Source organism: Microbacterium sp. NPDC012755 (genome assembly GCF_042901325.1).
GTDB lineage: Bacteria > Actinomycetota > Actinomycetes > Actinomycetales > Microbacteriaceae > Microbacterium > Microbacterium natoriense.
On record NZ_JBIBCT010000001.1, the window covers coordinates 3,356,819 to 3,374,922 of the forward strand.

General features: G+C 67.4%; 15 protein-coding genes. 6 read left to right on the forward strand and 9 right to left on the reverse strand.

Annotation, left to right across the window (positions count from 1 at the left end):
• Positions 1–55: 55 nt before the first annotated feature.
• From ACFY5A_RS15725 to hrcA, 4 genes are read right to left on the reverse strand one after another with little or no spacing between them, the layout of a single operon-like run.
• Complete coding sequence (locus ACFY5A_RS15725) at positions 56–403, reverse strand: HIT domain-containing protein (RefSeq protein ID WP_341941982.1); 348 nt, start codon at positions 401–403, stop codon at positions 56–58.
• Positions 404–427: 24 nt separating this feature from the next.
• Positions 428–1,156: a 16S rRNA (uracil(1498)-N(3))-methyltransferase gene (locus tag ACFY5A_RS15730; RefSeq protein WP_341941981.1), complete on the reverse strand. Its 729-nt coding sequence runs from the start codon at positions 1,154–1,156 to the stop codon at positions 428–430.
• Positions 1,157–1,159: 3 nt separating this feature from the next.
• Positions 1,160–2,275 carry a molecular chaperone DnaJ gene (gene dnaJ / locus ACFY5A_RS15735; protein ID WP_105672952.1) on the reverse strand — a complete coding sequence of 372 codons (1,116 nt, stop codon included), beginning with the start codon at positions 2,273–2,275 and terminating at the stop codon, positions 1,160–1,162.
• A 38-nt stretch (positions 2,276–2,313) separates the two neighbouring features.
• Positions 2,314–3,342: a heat-inducible transcriptional repressor HrcA gene (gene hrcA / locus ACFY5A_RS15740; RefSeq protein WP_105672951.1), complete on the reverse strand. Its 1,029-nt coding sequence runs from the start codon at positions 3,340–3,342 to the stop codon at positions 2,314–2,316.
• Between the two features lie 70 nt (positions 3,343–3,412).
• Between hrcA and ACFY5A_RS15745 the strand changes: the two genes are divergently transcribed.
• Positions 3,413–4,834 (forward strand): carboxylesterase family protein, encoded by a 1,422-nt coding sequence (locus ACFY5A_RS15745; RefSeq protein ID WP_341941979.1) that lies wholly within the window; start codon positions 3,413–3,415, stop codon positions 4,832–4,834.
• Here ACFY5A_RS15745 and hemW read toward each other — a convergent pair.
• The 3 genes from hemW to lepA all read right to left on the reverse strand — a co-directional run bounded on the left by hemW (position 4,824) and on the right by lepA (position 8,614).
• Positions 4,824–6,041, reverse strand: coding sequence for a radical SAM family heme chaperone HemW (gene hemW, locus ACFY5A_RS15750; RefSeq protein WP_387235361.1), 1,218 nt, complete (start codon positions 6,039–6,041; stop codon positions 4,824–4,826). The genes ACFY5A_RS15745 and hemW overlap by 11 nt on opposite strands.
• Positions 6,041–6,694 (reverse strand): DUF1990 family protein, encoded by a 654-nt coding sequence (locus ACFY5A_RS15755; RefSeq protein ID WP_105673095.1) that lies wholly within the window; start codon positions 6,692–6,694, stop codon positions 6,041–6,043. Before ACFY5A_RS15755 ends, hemW begins: the two co-directional genes overlap by 1 nt.
• 66 nt (positions 6,695–6,760) lie before the next feature.
• Positions 6,761–8,614, reverse strand: a complete 1,854-nt coding sequence (lepA, locus tag ACFY5A_RS15760; protein WP_105672948.1) for a translation elongation factor 4 — start codon at positions 8,612–8,614, stop codon at positions 6,761–6,763.
• Between the two features lie 241 nt (positions 8,615–8,855).
• Here lepA and ACFY5A_RS15765 point away from each other — a divergent pair, with 241 nt between their 5' ends.
• The 5 genes from ACFY5A_RS15765 (at position 8,856) to ACFY5A_RS15785 (ending at position 15,327) form a co-directional block, all read left to right on the forward strand.
• Positions 8,856–9,839, forward strand: a complete 984-nt coding sequence (locus tag ACFY5A_RS15765; protein WP_387235366.1) for an ABC transporter permease — start codon at positions 8,856–8,858, stop codon at positions 9,837–9,839.
• Positions 9,839–10,756, forward strand: coding sequence for an ABC transporter permease (locus tag ACFY5A_RS15770; protein ID WP_387235369.1), 918 nt, complete (start codon positions 9,839–9,841; stop codon positions 10,754–10,756). The genes ACFY5A_RS15765 and ACFY5A_RS15770 overlap by 1 nt, the downstream gene beginning before the upstream one ends.
• Complete coding sequence (locus tag ACFY5A_RS15775) at positions 10,753–12,684, forward strand: ABC transporter ATP-binding protein (RefSeq protein ID WP_387235371.1); 1,932 nt, start codon at positions 10,753–10,755, stop codon at positions 12,682–12,684. Before ACFY5A_RS15770 ends, ACFY5A_RS15775 begins: the two co-directional genes overlap by 4 nt.
• A 117-nt stretch (positions 12,685–12,801) precedes the next feature.
• Positions 12,802–14,520 (forward strand): ABC transporter family substrate-binding protein, encoded by a 1,719-nt coding sequence (locus tag ACFY5A_RS15780; protein WP_387235374.1) that lies wholly within the window; start codon positions 12,802–12,804, stop codon positions 14,518–14,520.
• Between the two features lie 84 nt (positions 14,521–14,604).
• On the forward strand, positions 14,605–15,327 hold the full coding sequence (locus ACFY5A_RS15785) for an alpha/beta fold hydrolase (protein WP_387235377.1): 723 nt from the start codon (positions 14,605–14,607) through the stop codon (positions 15,325–15,327).
• Here the strand turns inward: ACFY5A_RS15785 and ACFY5A_RS15790 are convergent.
• Together ACFY5A_RS15790 and ACFY5A_RS15795 are read right to left on the reverse strand one after the other, a co-directional pair.
• The gene (locus ACFY5A_RS15790; RefSeq protein ID WP_223586308.1) at positions 15,318–16,541 is read right to left on the reverse strand and encodes an MFS transporter; all 1,224 of its coding nucleotides are present in this window, start codon (positions 16,539–16,541) and stop codon (positions 15,318–15,320) included. The genes ACFY5A_RS15785 and ACFY5A_RS15790 overlap by 10 nt on opposite strands.
• Positions 16,538–17,887, reverse strand: coding sequence for a GH1 family beta-glucosidase (locus ACFY5A_RS15795; RefSeq protein ID WP_387235380.1), 1,350 nt, complete (start codon positions 17,885–17,887; stop codon positions 16,538–16,540). The genes ACFY5A_RS15790 and ACFY5A_RS15795 overlap by 4 nt, the downstream gene beginning before the upstream one ends.
• Between the last annotated feature and the right edge of the window lie 217 nt (positions 17,888–18,104).

The following is an 18,104-nucleotide window of genomic DNA, read 5'->3' on the forward strand; positions in this document are numbered from 1 at the left end:
GTCTGCGTAGATCTTCTCGACGGCGCTGCCGCGGTCGGGAGCGGAATCGAAATCGTCAGAAGCCAACGAGCTTGCTCTCCTCGATGTTGCCGAGCACATGGGCGTGCACGTGGAAGACGGACTGGCCGGCGTTCGCGCCGTTGTTGAAGATCAGGCGGTACTCGCCGTTCGCATGCTCCTCCGCGAGCCGCTTCGCCGCGGCGACGATGTCTGCGAGGAGCGCGGGGTCGCCTGCGGCGAGCTCCGTGACGTCGCGGTACTCCTCGGTCTTCGGGATGACGAGGGCGTGCAGCGGCGCCTGCGGGTTGATGTCGCGGATCGCGAAGACCCGATCGGTCTCCAGCAGGATCTCCCCGGGGATGTCGCCGGTGAGGATGCGGGTGAAGATCGAGGGCTCGCTCATGCTCTCAGTCTACTGAGGGGACGCTCACCAGCGGCCGAGCGCCACCGACAGCACCGCGATCGCGGCCGGACCGGCCGTCGAGGTGCGCAGCACCGTGTCGCCGAGCAGCACGCGCTCGGCGCCCGCTGCGGTGAGGCGGTCCAGCTCCTCGGGAGCGATCCCGCCCTCGGGGCCGACGACGAGGATCAGGTCGCGACCGTCCGGTTCCCGCTCGGAGAGCCTGATGGTCGCCGTCGGGTCGAGCAGGAGCATCCGCGCGTCCCCCGCGCGCTGCGCGAGCTGTCCCGTCGTGAGAGGCTCCGAGACCTCGGGGATCCAGGGCCGATGCGCCTGCTTCGCGGCCTCGCGCACGATCGTCGCCCAGCGCTCGCGCCCCTTGACGGCCTTGGGCCCGTCCCAGCGCGAGACGCTGCGGCTCGCCTGCCACGGGACGATCTCGTCGACGCCGAGCTCGCAGGCCGCCTGGACGGCGAGCTCATCGCGATCGCCCTTGGCCAGCGCCTGAACGAGGACGATGCGGGGCGTCGGCGCGTCGTGGACCGCACGGTCGGACACGCGCACGTCCACCCGGGTCGGAGAGACCTCCTCGGCGACACCGGTGAGCCAGACGCCTGCACCGTCGCCGATCGTCACGGATTCGCCCACACGCAGTCTGCGGACGACCGCCGCGTGCTTCGCCTCTGCACCGGTGAGCGACACGAGGTCGCCGACCGCGGCATCGGTCGACGTCTCGACCAGAAAGTGCAGCGCCATGGCTCAGTGCGAGCGGAAGCGGTCGCGGAGCTTGGAGAACAGCCCCTGCTGGAACTGCGCGAGCTGCGGTCCCGGCGACTTCGCCTTCTTCGCGAAGTCCTCGATGAGCGCGCGCTGCGCGGAGTCGAGCTTGGTGGGCGTGACCACCTGCACGCCGACCCTGAGGTCACCACGCTGGGATCCCCGCAGCGGGGTGATGCCACGGCCCTTGATCGTCAGGACGTCACCCGACTGGATGCCGGAGCGGATCTCCAGGTCGACCTCGCCGTCGAGCCCCTGGATCTTCGTGTCCGTTCCGAGGATCGCGTCGGTCATCGATACCTCGAGCGTGGCGAGGAGGTCGTCGCCGTCACGGCTGAACGCCGCGTGCGGGCTCACCGTGACCTCGACGTACAGATCGCCGTTGGGGCCACCGGCCTTGCCCACCTCGCCGGAGCCCGGCAGCTGCAGTCGCAGCCCGGTCTCCACACCGGCGGGGATGTCGAGGGACACCGTACGACGCGACCGCACGCGCCCCTGACCAGCGCAGGTTCCGCACGGGTACGGGATCGTCGTGCCGTAGCCCTCGCAGGTGCCGCACGGCTGCGAGGTGATGACGTTGCCGAGAAGGCTGCGGACCTGACGCTGCACGTGGCCGGAGCCGCCGCAGATGTCGCAGGTGACGGGCGACGTGCCCTCCTGGCAGCAGGATCCCTGACACGTCTCGCACAGCACCGCCGTGTCGACCTCGATGTCGCGGTGCGCGCCGAACACCACGTCGCCGAGCTCGAGGGTCACACGCACGAGCGCGTCCTGGCCGCGCTCGCGCCGTGACCGCGGACGCGCGCCGCGCCCGCCGCCCTGCGCGGCGCCGAAGAAGGTCTCGAAGATGTCGCCGAAGCCTCCGAACCCGCCGAAGTTTCCTGCGGCGCCGTCTCCGCCGCCCATGTCGTACCGGCGTCGCGACTCGTCGTCGCTGAGCACGTCGTACGCGTGCGTGACGAGCTTGAAGCGCTCCGCCGCCTCCTCGCCCGGGTTCACATCCGGGTGCAGCTGACGCGCGAGGCGTCGGTACGCCTTCTTGATCTCGTCGGTGGACGCCTCTCGGGATACCCCGAGAACCTCATAGTGATCCGCCACGATGGCCCTTCTCCGTGTGTGTTCGTTCGGCGGCCGCCTCAGCGGCTCGCCTCGTCTTCGTCGAGCATCCGCGACAGGTAGCGGGCCACGGCCCGCGCCGCCGCGAGGTTGCTCGGATAGTCCATGCGGGTCGGGCCCATGACGCCGACGCGCGCGGTGCCGCTCGGTGCGGCGTAGTTGCTGGCGACGATCGACGCCTCGCCGAGACCGAACGGAGCGTTCTCCGTGCCGATGCTCGCGGCGAGCCCGTGCACGTCGGTCTCCATCTCGCTCATCAGCCGCAGCAGCGTCACCTGCTCCTCGATCGCCTCGAGGAGAGGATGGATGCTGCCGCGGAAGTCCTGTTCGCGCCGGGCCAGAGTCGCGGCCCCCGCCATGACGAGGCGCTCCTGGCGGAACTCGCCCAGCTCGTCGATGATGACGGTCGCGAGGGCGCGCAGCGCGGCATCCGTCGTCGTGTCATCGGCGAGCAGGGTCTGCAGGCGCTCAGCGGCGTCGCTCACCGCACGGCCCGTGATCAGCGCGGACAGCCGCGCCCGCAGCACCGCCACATCGGCCTCGTCGAGCTCGATCGGGAGCGGGGTCATGCGCTGTGAGACGCCGCCGGCGTCGGTGACGAGCACGACGAGCATCCGGCTCGGCGCGAGCGCGACGAGCTCCAGGTGGGTCAGATGCGCCCGGGCGAACGACGGGTACTGCGCCAGGGCGACCTGCCCCGTGAGCTGCGTGAGCACACGGACGGTGCGCGCCATCAGGTCGTCGAGATCGGCGGGGTCGGCGAGGAAGGACTCGATCGCGCTGCGCTGAGCCACGGTGAGCGGCCGCAGCTGAGCCAGGTGGTTCACGAAGACGCGATACCCCTTGTCGGTCGGCACGCGCCCCGAGGAGGTGTGCGGAGCGGCGATCAGCTCCTCGTCCTCGAGCAGCGCCATGTCGTTGCGGATGGTCGCCGCGGAGACGCCGAAGGAGTACCGGTCGACGATCGTGCGGCTGCCGACGGGTTCGTGCGTCTCGACGTAGTCCTGCACGATCGCGCGCAGCACCTGCAGGCCTCGCTCTGTGACCATCTCACCCTCCCGCCTGGCACTCGGACCGATAGAGTGCCAATCCTATCGCGTGCGCCCTAGGATGGCGCTCATGACCACGCCGTCCACCGCTTCCGTCAGCACCGGGGTCCTCCGAGGAACCGTCGAGGACGGCGTCCGTCGCTTCCTCGGCATCCCGTATGCCGCGCCGCCGTTCGGGGACAACCGGTTCCGCGAGCCGCAGCCCGCTCCCGCCTGGACGGGCGAGCGCGACGCCACGTCCTTCGGCCCCACGTCTCCCCAGCTCCCCTACTCCGGCGCGACCGGCGAGCTGCTGGGTTCGGTGCGCATCGACGGCGAAGACATCCTCACCGTCAACGTCTGGTCCCCGGTCGACGCCTCGGACGCGCCCGTGCTGCTGTGGATCCACGGCGGCGCCCTCGAACGCGGCACCGCCGCGCTCTCGATCTACGACGGCACGGGATTCGCACGCGCCGGCATCGTCTTCGCCTCGATCAACTACCGCCTGGGCTCGGAGGGCTTCTCCGTGCTCGAGGACGCACCGCGCAACCTCGGCCTGCGCGACGCCGCGGCCGCCCTCGACTGGGTCCACCGCGAGATCGCGGCGTTCGGCGGCGATCCCGCGCGCATCACGGTGATGGGCGAGTCGGCGGGCGGCGCGATCGTCGCCGGTCTCCTGGCCCGTCCGAAGTCGCGTGCGCTGATCGCTCAGGCGATCATCGAGTCCGGTCCTCTGGAGGCGCAGACACCGGAGAAGGCCGGGCGCGTCACCGCGCAGCTGGCGAAGCGGCTCGGCATCCGCGCCGATCGGGAGTCCTTCGCCGGCGTCGACCCCGATCAGCTCCTGCAGGCCCGCCGCGAGCAGTCGGCAGGCTCCTCTCCCCTCGCGGGCGCGCCGGGATTCCAGTTCTCGATCGACCCCGACAGCCTCCCCCGGTCTCCCCACGAGGTGCTCGGCGAGATCGACACCCCGCTGCTCATCGGCAGCAACACCGACGAGTACCGGCTGTGGTTCCCCCCGGAGGCGCTCGCCGGCATCAGCAGGGCGAAGCTGCTGATCGCGCGTCTCGCGCTGCGCATCCCCGGCCGTGCGGTGGCCGCGTACCGCGCCGACTTCCCTTCGGCGTCGACCGGGGAGATCTTCGGACAGCTCGCGACCGACGTCATGCTCCGCGCTCCGCTCAGTCGTGTCGCGAGAGCACGCCCCGCGAACACCCACGTCTACGAGTTCGCCTGGCCCAGCCCCGTGCGCGACCTCCGGGCCGCGCATGCGCTCGAGCTCGGGTTCGTGTTCGACCGGCTCGACGACCCCGAGACGCAGCGCATGGCGGGGACCGACGCTCCGCGCGAGCTCGCCGCCGACATGCACCGCGCGTGGGTCTCCTTCGTCACCACTGGCGACCCCGGATGGCCCGCTTTCGGCTCCGAGCGCAGGACGCGCCTGTTCGATGCCGTGACCACCACGGTTCCCCAGCGACGCACGATCGGCATGGATCTGCTCCCTAGTCGGTGAGCTCCCGCACGACCGCATCGGCCAGCAGCCGGCCGCGGAGCGTCAGACGAACGCGGCCGCGAACGGCGGAGGCCGGATCCACCAGACCGTCGGCGATCAGGCCGGCGACGCGGGCTCCGTTCCCTGCGGGGAGGTCCGCCACGGCGATGCCCTCGGCGAGACGACTCAGCAGCAGCACCCGCTCCAGCATCCGCGACGCCTCATCCGGGCGCTCGGTTCCGGCAGCCGGGGACTCGGATGCCGCGAGCCGCTGCGCGTATGCGGCCGGATGCTTCACGTTCCACCAGCGCAGACCCGCGACGTGACTGTGCGCCCCGGGGCCGAAGCCCCACCAGTCGCTCCCCCGCCAATACGCGAGGTTGTGACGCGAACGCTGATCCGCGGAGCGCGCCCAGTTGCTGACCTCGTACCACTCGAAGCCGGCGGCGGCGAGCCGCGAGTCGGCGAGCTCGTACATGTCTGCCTGGAGATCGTCATCGGGTGTCGGCACCTCGCCGCGGCGGATCTGCCTGGCCAGCTTCGTGCCGTCCTCGATGATCAGCGCGTACGCGGAGATGTGGTCCGACTCGAGGTCGAGCGCGGCGTCGAGAGAGGCTTCCCAATCGGCCAGGGACTCCCCCGGCGCACCGTAGATGAGGTCGACACTGACCGCGAGACCGGCGCCCTTCGCCGCCTCGACGGCGGTGCGGACGTTCTCCGGCCGGTGCGTGCGATCCAGCGCAGCGAGCACGTGCGGCACGGCGGACTGCATGCCGATGGAGAGCCTGGTGACCCCGGCATCGGCGAGAGTCCTGGCGACCTCGGGGGTCACCGTGTCGGGGTTCGCCTCGACCGTCACCTCCGCGCCATCGGCGAGCCCGAAGGCCGACACCGCCGCATCCAGCATCCGCGCGAGGTCGCCCGCGGGCAGCAGCGTGGGCGTGCCGCCTCCGAAGAACACCGTGTCCATCGGCCGGAGCGCTCCGGCGTCCGACAGCACACGACGGGCGAGGGAGATCTCCGCGGCGAGGGTGTCGGCGTAGTCCTCCTGCTTCGCGCCGCGCAGCTCGCCCGAGGTGTAGGTGTTGAAGTCGCAGTACCCGCACCGCACACGGCAGAACGGGATGTGCAGGTACGCCGAGAACGGCACGGAGGGATCGACGGAGAGATCGGCGGGGAGCCCGCCGTCCGCCGGGGCCGGATCGCCGAGGGGAAGAGGACCCGCCATCAGACGGGGGTCGCGTAGAGCGGGGAGATCGCCCGCAGGTACCGGGCGAACAGCTCTTTCCTGCGCCGCTTCACGAGCGCGGGAACCATCCGGTACAGCATCGCGTTCGGCGCGTCGAAGGCGCGGACGGTGAACCACACCTCGTCGTTGTCCTCGCGCCAGTCGATGTCGAACGACTCCTCGCCGCTCACGACCGACCCTCCGACCGTGCCGAGCACGAAGCCGATGCGGCGCTTCTCCTCCGTCACGGAGATCACCCGCAGTTCGGCATCGGCGCTCATGCCTGCCACATGGCCGTGCAGCTTCAGGGTCATTCCCGGGCCGACGAAGGGCGTGCCCTCCGCGTCGAAGCGCTGTTCGATGTCGTGCTTGCTCGGCGCGATGGGGTTGCCCTCGGCGTCGAAGCTCACTCCGGCGTACGCGGGACCGGGGGCCGGGCGCACGTCTTGGATGCCGAGCCCTGCGGCTCGCTGCGCCGTCCACGACAGCAGGGACTCCCCTGCGGTCTGGAACCGCTCGGAGCCGCTGCCGATCCGCCAGGACTGCTCCGCCGGGATGCTGCGCTCCGGCGGGTACTGCATCAGATCCGGGGCGTGGGTGGCACCCACGGCCGCATAGTCAACCGTGTCGTCTCGGAAAGTCCCGCGCCGCATGATCTCCACCCTACTTCGGCTTGCCTGAGCGATCACCCCCACGCGCCGCGGGCACCCAGAACCGGACTACTTCTTGTCCTTGCCCTCGACGTCGCCGGAGAGCGCGGCGATGAACGCCTCCTGGGGGACCTCGACGCGACCCACCATCTTCATGCGCTTCTTGCCCTCCTTCTGCTTCTCGAGGAGCTTGCGCTTTCGGGTGATGTCACCGCCGTAGCACTTGGCGAGCACGTCCTTGCGGATCGCGCGGATCGTCTCACGTGCGATGATGCGAGCGCCGATCGCGGCTTGGATCGGCACCTCGAACTGCTGCCGCGGGATGAGCTTGCGCAGTCGCTCGGCCATCATGGTGCCGTAGGCGTATGCCTTGTCGCGGTGCACGATCGAGCTGAAGGCGTCGACCTTCTCGCCCTGCAGCAGGATGTCGACCTTGACCAGATCGGCCTCCTGCTGGCCGGAGGGCTCGTAGTCCAGCGAGGCGTACCCCTGGGTCTTTGACTTCAGCTGATCGAAGAAGTCGAAGACGATCTCACCGAGCGGCATGTTGTAGCGCAGCTCGACGCGCTCCTCGGAGAAGTACTCCATTCCCAGCAGCGAGCCTCGCCGCGACTGGCACAGTTCCATGACCGTGCCCACGTAGTCCTTCGGGAGCAGGATCGCGGCCTTGACCATCGGCTCGGAGACGGAGCCGATGCGCCCGTCGGGGTATTCGCTCGGGTTCGTCACGGTGACGGTCTCGCCGGTGTCGGAGGTGAGCACCTCGTAGATGACGCTCGGGGCCGTGGTGATGAGATCGAGGCCGAACTCGCGCGCAAGCCGCTCGGTGATGATCTCGAGGTGCAGGAGCCCGAGGAATCCGCAGCGGAAGCCGAAGCCGAGAGCGACGGAGGTCTCCGGCTCGTAGACGAGAGAGGCGTCGGACAGCTTCAGCTTGTCGAGCGCCTCGCGCAGCTCCGCGTAGTCGCTGCCGTCGATCGGGTACAGGCCGGAGAAGACCATCGGCTTCGGATCGGTGTATCCGGCCAGCGCCTCGGATGCCGGCTTCCGGCTGGTCGTGACCGTGTCGCCGACCTTCGACTGGCGCACGTCCTTCACGCCGGTGATCAGGTACCCGACCTCGCCGATCCCGAGACCCTTGCTCGGAATGGGCTCGGGGCTGGAGACGCCGATCTCGATGAGTTCGTGGTTCGCACCGGTCGACATCATCTGGATGCGTTCGCGCGGAGACAGGCTGCCGTCGATCATGCGCACGTAGGTCACGACGCCGCGGTACGCGTCGTACACGGAATCGAAGATCATGGCGCGCGCCGGAGCCTCGGGGTCGCCCTTCGGCGCGGGGATCTCCTGCACGAGCCGGTCCAGGAGCTCCTCGACGCCGACGCCGGTCTTGCCCGACACGCGCAGCACGTCCTCCGGCTTCCCGCCGATGAGGGAGGCGAGCTCCTTGGCGTACTTCTCCGGGTCGGCGGCCGGGAGGTCGATCTTGTTCAGGACCGGGATGATGTGGAGGTCGTTCTCCAGCGCGAGGTACAGGTTCGCGAGCGTCTGGGCCTCGATGCCCTGAGCCGCGTCGACGAGGAGGATCGCCCCTTCGCACGCGGCGAGAGAACGGGACACCTCGTACGTGAAGTCCACGTGACCGGGGGTGTCGATCATGTTCAGCGCGAAGGTCTCTTCGCCGATCTGCCAGGGCATCCGCACCGCCTGGCTCTTGATCGTGATGCCGCGCTCGCGCTCGATGTCCATGCGGTCCAGATACTGGGCCCGCATGTCGCGGTCGGAGACCACTCCGGTGATCTGGAGCATCCGGTCGGCGAGGGTCGACTTGCCGTGGTCGATGTGGGCGATGATGCAGAAGTTGCGGATCTGCGTGGCCGGAGTCGCGGCAGGCTGAAGAGGAGTGAGAGCGCGTGGTGACATGTCCCCTCAAGTCTAGGGTGAGCGCGGGCCGATCCGAGATTCCCTCATAACTGGTGGTAGTCTCGCGAAGTTGCCCGGGAGCAATCGGTGACACCGGATCCCATGAGCGACAAGACTCCGTCACAGACAGCGTGCAGGTGTCGTGTCGCGCAGTCCAGCAGTTGGTGGTTGAATGACTACCCGGCTCAGCGTTGCGTCGGCAGATCCCGCGCGCGTCTGTAGAAGAGAAAGAATCACACCCTTGATCAAGTATCTCGTGCGCCGCCTGGTGGGGTGGGTAGTGATGATCGTCATCGCGACGAACATCACCTACTTCCTCGCGTGGCTGTATATGGACCCGGAGAACAACTACGTCGGCAGACGCCCGCCACTCTCGGCGGAGCAGATCGACGCCCTCCTCCGCCCCCGCAACCTCAGTGAATCCGTTCCTCTCCTGGAGCGGTGGTGGACCTGGTTCTCCGGCATTCTCTTCCGCTGGGACTGGGGCATGGGGCCCACGGGTGAGTCGGTCAATGAGCAGGTGGCCTACCGCGCCTGGATCAGCGCCGAACTCGTGCTCGGTGCGACCATCATCACCACCGTCATCGGTATCGCCCTCGGCGTGTACACGGCCTCTCGCCAGTACAAGCTCGCCGACCGGATCGGGCAGGCGACGAGCATCATCACGATGAACATCCCGACCGTCGTCGCGGGATTCGCACTCGTGCTCCTCGCGATCAACTTCAACAACGCCGTCGGCACGACGGTGTTCTACGTGGTCGGGTCGTCCAGCCAAGGAGTCGAAGGCTTCTTCCCGGTGCTCATAGACGTGCTCCAACATCTGACGCTACCCACGTTGGGCCTCGTGATCACCGGTTACGCATCGATCCACTTCCTTCAGCGATCGCTGCTGCTCGACAACATCAAGGCGGACTACGTGCGCACCGCGCGCGCCAAGGGCCTCACGAAGCCGCAGGCCATTCGCAAGCATGCGCTGCGAACATCCCTCATCCCCGTGACGACGCAGGTCGCGTTCACGATTCCCGCGGTGTTCACGGGAGCAGTGCTCACGGAGACGATCTTCAACTGGAACGGTATGGGTCGCTACTTCATCCAGACCCTCAACAACAACGACATTCATGGCACAGTCGCGGTCGCCGCGTTCGGTGCTCTGATGACGGCCATCGGTGCGATCCTCGCCGATGTCACCGTCGTCGTCCTCGATCCGAGAGTGCGGGTGAGCTGATGTCCTTGGAATCCATCGGGGTCTCCCCTGAAGTCGGCGAGAGGCCGAAGAACCGAAAGCGCACGTCGATGCTGTCGCTGTACACGCGGCGGTTCATGCGCAATCGCGGTGCCACGATCGGCGTCGTCATCCTCGCACTCCTCGTCGTGTTCGCTATCGTCGGCCCCCTCATCGCGCCTTACAGCCACACCGATCTCGACTTCCTCAACCTGAGGAAAGGCCCTTCGGCAGAACACTGGTTCGGGACGAACGGTTCGGGGAACGACAACTTCGCCCAGGTGGCGGTGGGCCTGCAGCGGTCCATGATGATCGCCGTCCTCGTCGCCGTGGGCACCACAGTTGTTTCGGCGATCGTCGGAGCAACGGCCGCCTACTTCGGCGGAGCGTATGAGCGCATCATGATGACGATCATCCACTTCATGATGGTGATCCCCAACTTCCTCATCCTGGCGATGCTCTCGAACGACGCCGGCGGCAACTGGCTCGTGATCTCCCTGGTCATGATCTTCGTCGTCGGCTGGTTCTTCCCGGCACGCATCATCTGGACCCTTTCGCTCTCGCTCAGGGAGAGGGAGTACATCCATGCCGCTCGGTACGCAGGCCTCTCCGGCATGCGAATCGTGATGCGCCACATGCTCCCCAACATCGGATCCCTGCTGGTGATCAACTTCACTCTCGGCGTCGTCACCGCGGTGCTGACCGAGACCGCGCTGTCGTTCCTCGGGTTCGGCGTGAAGCTGCCTGATGTGTCGCTGGGTGCGCTCATCGGCTATGGCTCCAGCACTCTCGTCAGCGCCCCGTGGCTGTTCTACTTCCCTGCAGCTGCCCTGACGCTGCTGACCGTGTCGATGGCTCTCATCGCCGACGGTCTGCGCGACGCCCTCGATCCGACCTCGGCGGCTGGAGGTCGCGCATGAGTACCATCCTCTCCGTCCGTGACCTCAAGGTCAGCTTCCCCTCCGAGGCCGGACGCGTCGATGCGGTTCGTGGGGTCTCGTTCGACCTCGACGCTGGGAAGACACTCGGCATCGTCGGTGAATCCGGGTCAGGCAAGTCCGTGACCTCGCTCGCGATCATGGGTCTCCTCGACGAGAATGCGAAGATCACGGGATCCATCGTCTATGACGGCCAAGAGCTGATCGGCAAGTCCGACAAGCAGCTCTCGATGATCCGTGGCAATGGGATGGCGATGGTCTTTCAGGACCCTCTCACCTCCCTCACGCCTGTCTTCACGATCGGCGACCAGCTGATCGAGGCGCTCACGGTACACCGCCGTCTCTCCAAGAAGGAGGCATGGTCCCGCTCCGTCGAGCTGCTGAAGCTGGTCGGGATCCCTGAAGCCGAACGGCGCATGAAGGCGTTCCCGCACGAGTTCTCCGGCGGAATGCGTCAACGCGTGGTGATCGCGATCGCGATGGCCAACGACCCCAAGCTGATCATCGCCGACGAACCGACGACAGCCCTCGACGTGACGATCCAGGCGCAGATCCTTGAGCTCATGGACAAGGCGCAGGACGAAACCGGTGCCGCGATGATCATGATCACGCACGACATGGGTGTGGTCGCGAAGACGGCTGACGATGTCTTGGTCATGTACGCGGGCAAGCCTGTGGAGCACGCGCCAGTGCGGGAGCTCTTCTACCGCACGCGGATGCCTTACTCGATCGGCCTCCTCGGCGCCATTCCCCGAGTCGACAAGACCGAGAAGGTCCCACTGATCCCGATCAAGGGCAATCCGCCTCTGCTGATCAACCTGCCGAACGCCTGCCCCTTCGCCGACAGATGTCCGATCGCCGTGGACGCGTGCCGCGAGCATGAGCCGGAGCTTCTTCCGATCGACACTGACGGCAACGACCTGCACAGCGTGGCCTGCATTCGAGCGAAGGACATCGACGACGACGGGATGCTGGGCGGCCTGCCCGTCTTCCCGGTGCCCGAGATTCCGGAGAGCCGACTCAATCGGATCCCCCGCGAGCAGCGCCCGATCACTCTCCAGGCTGTCAACCTGCGCAAGACCTTCCCCCTCATGAAGGGGGCGATGTTCAAGCGTAAGGTCGGCGAGGTACACGCGGTGAAGGGCATCAGCTTCGACATCCGCGAGGGCGAGACGCTGGCGATCGTCGGCGAGTCCGGGAGCGGAAAGACCACGACCCTTCTGCAGATCATGGATCTTGTGAAGCAGGAGGACGGTGACATCCGCATCGGCGGCACGAGCGTGTCCGACATCAAGAACCGCGCACAAGAGCGTCAGCTTCGCCGCGATCTGCAGATCGTCTTCCAGGATCCGATGGGTGCTCTCGACCCTCGCATGACCGTGTGGGACATCATCGCGGAGCCGATGCTGGCGATCGGCATGCACAAGGACGAGGTCTTCGACCGCGTCGAGGAGCTGATGAAGCTCGTCGGCCTCGACCCCGCCCATGTCGATCGTTTCCCGCAGGCGTTCTCGGGTGGCCAGAGACAGCGAATCGGCATCGCCCGCGCACTCTCGACCAACCCCAAGATCGTGGTCCTCGACGAGCCGGTCTCCGCTCTCGACGTGTCGATTCAGGCCGGTGTGATCAACCTGCTCGACGAGCTGAAGGCCAAGCTTGGCCTCTCCTACTTGTTCGTCGCTCACGATCTCGCGGTGATCCGTCACATCGCGGACCGCGTCGCGGTGATGTACAAGGGAGCGTTCGTGGAGCAGGGCGATGTCGATCAGGTGTTCGACGATCCGCAGCATCCCTACACGAAGGCTCTGCTCTCCGCGATCCCGATTCCGGACCCGGACATCGAACGCACGCGGGAGCGGATCGTTCTGCCTGTTGAGGGTTTCGACGCCGCGGCGATCCCCGCCAACTGACCTGCGGACAATTGTGCACGGTCCGATAACGGTTCGGTGCCCAATGCGTTTCGCACGCCAGGGGCGGAGATAGTCTGCCCCTATCCCAAGTAAGGCCGACAGGCACTAAGGAGTACCATGAAACGGCATCAGAAGCTGTTGGGCATCGTCGCTCTCGGCGGCGCCCTCGCACTCGCCATGAGCGCATGTGCACCAGCGGGCAACGGAGGCGGCACCGGCGGTGGGAGCGAAGGCCCCCAGACCGTCGAAGGCGCTGACTACAACCCCCAGCCTCGCGAGAACCTCGAGGTCGGCGGAGAGCTGCGTATCCCGATCTCGAACATCGCCGAGCAGTTGAACTACTTCCACGGCGACGGAGATGCACGCGTCACTCAGGTCGGAACCTGGTTCCGTCCGCAGATCCTGCTGATGAAGCCGGATGGCACGGTCTACAAGAACGACGCGTACCTCGACGACTACTCCTTCGGCGTGGAGGACGGCAAGACCGTCCTCCACTTCAAGGTCAACGAGAAGGCCGTCTGGAACGATGGCACGCCGATCGACGTGCGCTCGTTCAAGACAACCTGGGAAGCCCAGAACGGCACGAACGAGGAATACCAGCCGAACTCCACCGACGGCTGGAAGGAGATCGAGTCTGTCGAGGCCGGCGAGAACGACCACGACGTCATCGTCACCTTCAAGGGCGAGTTCGCCTGGCCGGAGATGGTCTATTCGCAGCTCCTTCACCCCGATGTGAACACCCCGGAACTGTTCAACACGGCGTTCCTGGGCGACTGGCACCCCGAGTGGGGCGCCGGTCCGTACACCGTTTCGGACTACGACAAGACCGGTGGCGTCGTCACCCTCACCCCGAACCCGAAGTGGTGGGGCAACGAGCCTCTCCTCGACAAGGTCACCTTCATCCAGATGGAGCCGACCGCTGCAGTGAACGCTCTGCGCAACGGCGAGGTCGACATGGCCGAGACCGGCAGCGCTGAGCTTCTCGCTCAGGTCGAGGACCTCAAGGGTGTTCACACCTACAAGGGCCAGGCCACCGCGAACGCGCTCTTCACGCTGAACGCGAAGTCGCCGGCACTCGAGGACCTGGATGTCCGCAAGGCCGTCATGTCGGCGATCAACATCGAAGAGGTCAAGCAGATCGTCTTCAACGGCCTCAACTACACGGAGGAGCCGGCCGGTTCGCTGACGCTGTTCTCGTTCCAGCCGAACTACTTCAACGCCCTGGAGAAGGCCGGCCGCAAGGACGGCGACACCGAGGGTGCGAACAAGATCCTCGACGAGGCCGGCTGGGCCAAGGGCTCCGACGGCATCCGCGAGAAGGACGGCGTGCGCCTGAAGCTCGTCTTCCCGGTGCACAGCGACACCGAGACCGCCAAGGCCCGTTCCCTCGCGGTGCAGGCGCAGCTGAAGAAGGTCGGCATCGAGGTCGAGGTGGACATGCGTCCGTCCGCGGACTTCGCTGAGGACTACAACACCCAGAACGGCGACATCTTCTTCCTCAACTTCACGTCGTCCGACCCGTTCGGCGCCGCGTGGTTCTGCCAGCTGTACTGCCAGGGCGACAGCCTGAACCTCACGGGCACCCAGACGCCGGAGATCGACAAGATGATCCACGAGGACCTGGAGACCATCTCCGACCCTGTGGAGCAGACGAAGAAGGCCATGGAGATGGAAGCGAAGATCTTCTCCATGACGTGGGGCCTCCTCCCCGCGTTCAACGGCCCGGAGATCTGGACCGTCAAGGAGGGGCTGGCCAACCTCACCCCCGAGCCCTACGTGGGTCTCGACCTCTTCGGCATCCAGCCGGTGGAGAACGTGGGCTACGAGAAGAAGTAATCCTTCTCACGCTCTGAGCGGGGCCGGTGGACATCCACCGGCCCCGCTTTCGCGTTGTCGGAGGGCCTATCTAAGCTGAAGTCCGTGAGCGTCCAGATCGTCTTCGTGCACGGCATCCGCACTTCTGCGACGATGTGGCGGTCTCAGCTCGCCTATCTCGACGAGCGCGGCATGACCGCCACCGCCGTCGACCTCCCTGGACACGGCACGCGTCTGCACGAGGACTTCACCCTGCACGAGGCGCTGCACACGATCGACGCCGCCGTGCGGGCGGCGGCGGAGAAGGGACCCGTACTGCTCGTCGGGCATTCGATGGGCGGCCTGCTGTCGCTCGCGTACACGGGAGGCGCGCAGACACCGCCGGTCACGGGTCTCATCGCGGCCTCCTGCACCTCGCTCCCCCACGGCGCGGGTCTGGCGGCCTACCGTCTCCTCGCCGGAGCGGTGAACTCGCTCCCCGACCGGGGCCTGTGGCTCACCGAGAAGATCCTCGACGCGACGATCCCCCTGGAGACCCGGTCGGACTTCGCCGCGGGCGGGTACGCTCTCGACACTCAGGACGCCGCCCTGCGCAGTCTCACGACGCTGGACATCGCCTCCGCCGTCGAGAGGATTCGCGTCCCGTTGTGGTTCATCAACGGCCAGTACGACCAGCTGCGGGTCAACGAGGGGCTGTTCCAGCGGCTCGCCCCGCACGCCGAGCTCATCGTGGTCCCGCGGACGACCCACCTGGTCACCGCGATGCGCCCACGGGTGTTCAACGCGGCGCTGCAGCTCGCGATCGCGACGATCGAGGCTCAGGCCTGACGCACACGCTGCCGCGCGAAGGCGGTGAGGATCCCCCCGACCACGGACAGCACAGCTGCCATCACGAACACGAGCCAGAAGCCTCCGACGAGCGCGACGAGACCGGCTCCGAGCACGGGGCCGATGAGCTGTCCGAGCGCGGCGGTGACGTTCACGATGCCCAGGTCCCGCGCATGGTCCTTCTCGTCGGGCAGCAGGTCGGCGGCGAACGCCAGGCCGACCGTCGAGAAGGCTCCGTAGCCGAGCCCCATGAGCGCGGCGGCGACCATCGTCGCCTCGAAAGTCGGGACGAGAGCGATGAGCACTCCGGACGACGCCTGCACGAGGGTCGAGGCCACGGTGAGAGTGCGGCGGTTCCCGGTGCGGTCGGAGATCACGCCCGTGAGCACGGAGGCGATCACCACGAACACGGTGTAGACGACGATCAGCAGCAGGAGGTTGTCCTGCGCCTCGGCGTTCGGCTGGCCGAGCCCGTGCAGCAGGAAGAAGAGGAACAGGGCCGTGCCGAGGGCGTTGCCGACGTTGGCGACCAGGCGCCCCGACAGCATCCAGGCGAAATCCCGATCTCGCAGCGACGCCAGCAGCCGCCCTTCGCCACGCGTCGGCAGAAGGGCCTCGGACGCGGGCGGGTCGGGAAGCAGCACTGCCGCGGCGGTCCCCACGACGGCGATGATGCCGGCGAGCAGCAGATACCCGGAGAGGATGCCGAGCCCGAGCAGCACGACGAGTCCGACGCCGAGCACGATGCCGACGGCCTGGCTCGAGCCCACCGCCGCCGATGCGGCGCCACGCTGCGTGGGCGGCAGCTGATCGGCGATCAGCGCGGTGAACGCCGCGGACGATACGGCGACGCCGATGGACACACCAACCCAGGCCGCTCCGACCGCCCACGGCCCCTCGGTGAAGCCGGTGAGGACCAGGCAGAGGACCGTGAGCCAGACGCCGCCGAGCGCCCACGGGCGGCGACGACGGCGACCTGCACCCGCACGATCCGAGAGGGCGCCCGCCACGGGGCCGGCGACGATACCCGCCAGGCCTCCGATGCCGAGCACGAGCCCGGACGAGACGACTCCCCTGATCCAGTCGTCTTCCGGGGTGTCCAACTGCAACGGGAGCAGCAGCTGGACAGGGGTGAGCTGCACGGTCCAGATCGCCAGCCAAGCGAGCGTGAACAGCGACATCCATCGGGCGCCGACCTTCGTCGAAGAGCTCACCGTCCCTCCTCCGTCCCGCGGCGGACGGCCGCGATCAGCTCGCGATACCAGTCGTACGACGCCTTGGGGGTGCGCTCCCCCGTCTCGAAGTCGACGTGCACGAGACCGAACCTCTGGGTGTAGCCGTCGGCCCATTCCCAGTTGTCGAGCAGCGACCACACGGTGTACTCCTCGACCGGGACCCCGGCGGAGATCGCCTCGGCGACCGCGCCCAGATGGCCCTTCAGGTACGAGATGCGGTCATCGTCGTCGACGCGTCCCGCCCGCTCCGGCTCGGGGAACGACGCGCCGTTCTCGCCGATGATGACCGGCGGCAGCTGCGGATGCCGTCTCTTGAGATCGATCAGGAGATCGCGGAGCGCGCTCGGCATGATCGGCCACTCCGGTCCGAAGCCGGTCACGGGCACTCCGGGTGTCGGCACGATGTCGAACGGGATCGGGCTGTCGGCATCCGCTGTCGTCACCGTGGTCGGGTTGTAGAAGTTGATGCCGTAGAAGTCGATGGAGCCGTGGATGCTCTCGAGGTCGCCGTCCTGCACGGGCATGCTCGGCAGACCGAGCGCCTCAAGATCGGGGTAGACGCCGTCGAGCAGCGGCTCGCTGAAGACCCGGTTGTGGACGAGATCGTACGTGAACGCGGCCGCCGCGTCCTCCTCCGAGTCGCGCAGCGGCAGGACCCAGGTGTGGTTGTTGACGAGTCCGACGCTCGCGGCCCCGCTCGCGCGGAGCACGGCGGCTGCTCCGGCATGCCCGAGAAGCTGGTGGTGGACGGTGGGGAGCGCCCCGAACAGCAGCTGCTTCCCCGGGGCGAGAGCGCCGGTGGCATACCCCTGCAGCGTCATCATGGCCGGTTCGTTGAGGGTGTACCAGTGCCTCACCCGATCCCCGAGGCGATCGACGACGAGTGCTGCGTACTCGGCGAAGCGCGATGCGGTGTCGCGGTTCAACCAGCCTCCGTCGGCCTCGACGGCGCTCGGCATCTCCCAGTGGAAGAGCGTAGGGAACGGCGTGACCCCGGCATCGAGAAGGAGGTCGACGAATCGCGAGTAGTGGTCGAGCGCCGCGCTGTTCCCGGGCCCCGAGCCGTCCGGCTGGATGCGCGCCCACTGGATGGAGAACCGGTAGCGGTCGAGCCCGAGGCCGGCGGCCAGAGCCACGTCCTGCTCAGGATGACGGTAGCTGTCGCACGCGGGTTCAGCGGTGCTGCCGTCGATGATCGCCCCTGGACGCTCCAGGAAGTCATCCCAGATCGATCTCCCCCTGCCGTCGGCTGTTCGCGATCCTTCGATCTGGAACGCGGAGGTGGCTGCGGAGAACCGGAGGCCCGGCGGGAGGGCGAGTGTCATGAAGGGTCCTTGACGTCAGTGTCGGGATAGTGATGATTCTGCACCCAGTACCGCCCCGTGCGCGACTGAGTTCCGCAACTCGACACCCGTTTAGGGAGATGGTGTCGGATGCTGGTAGACTCGACTCTTGGCTTGCGTGTGGGTTCTTCCCTCACGACCGTCGCGCAGGAGCCCTCTTCTCCGGCCGGCATTTCCGAAACAACTCCTGTACAGAAAG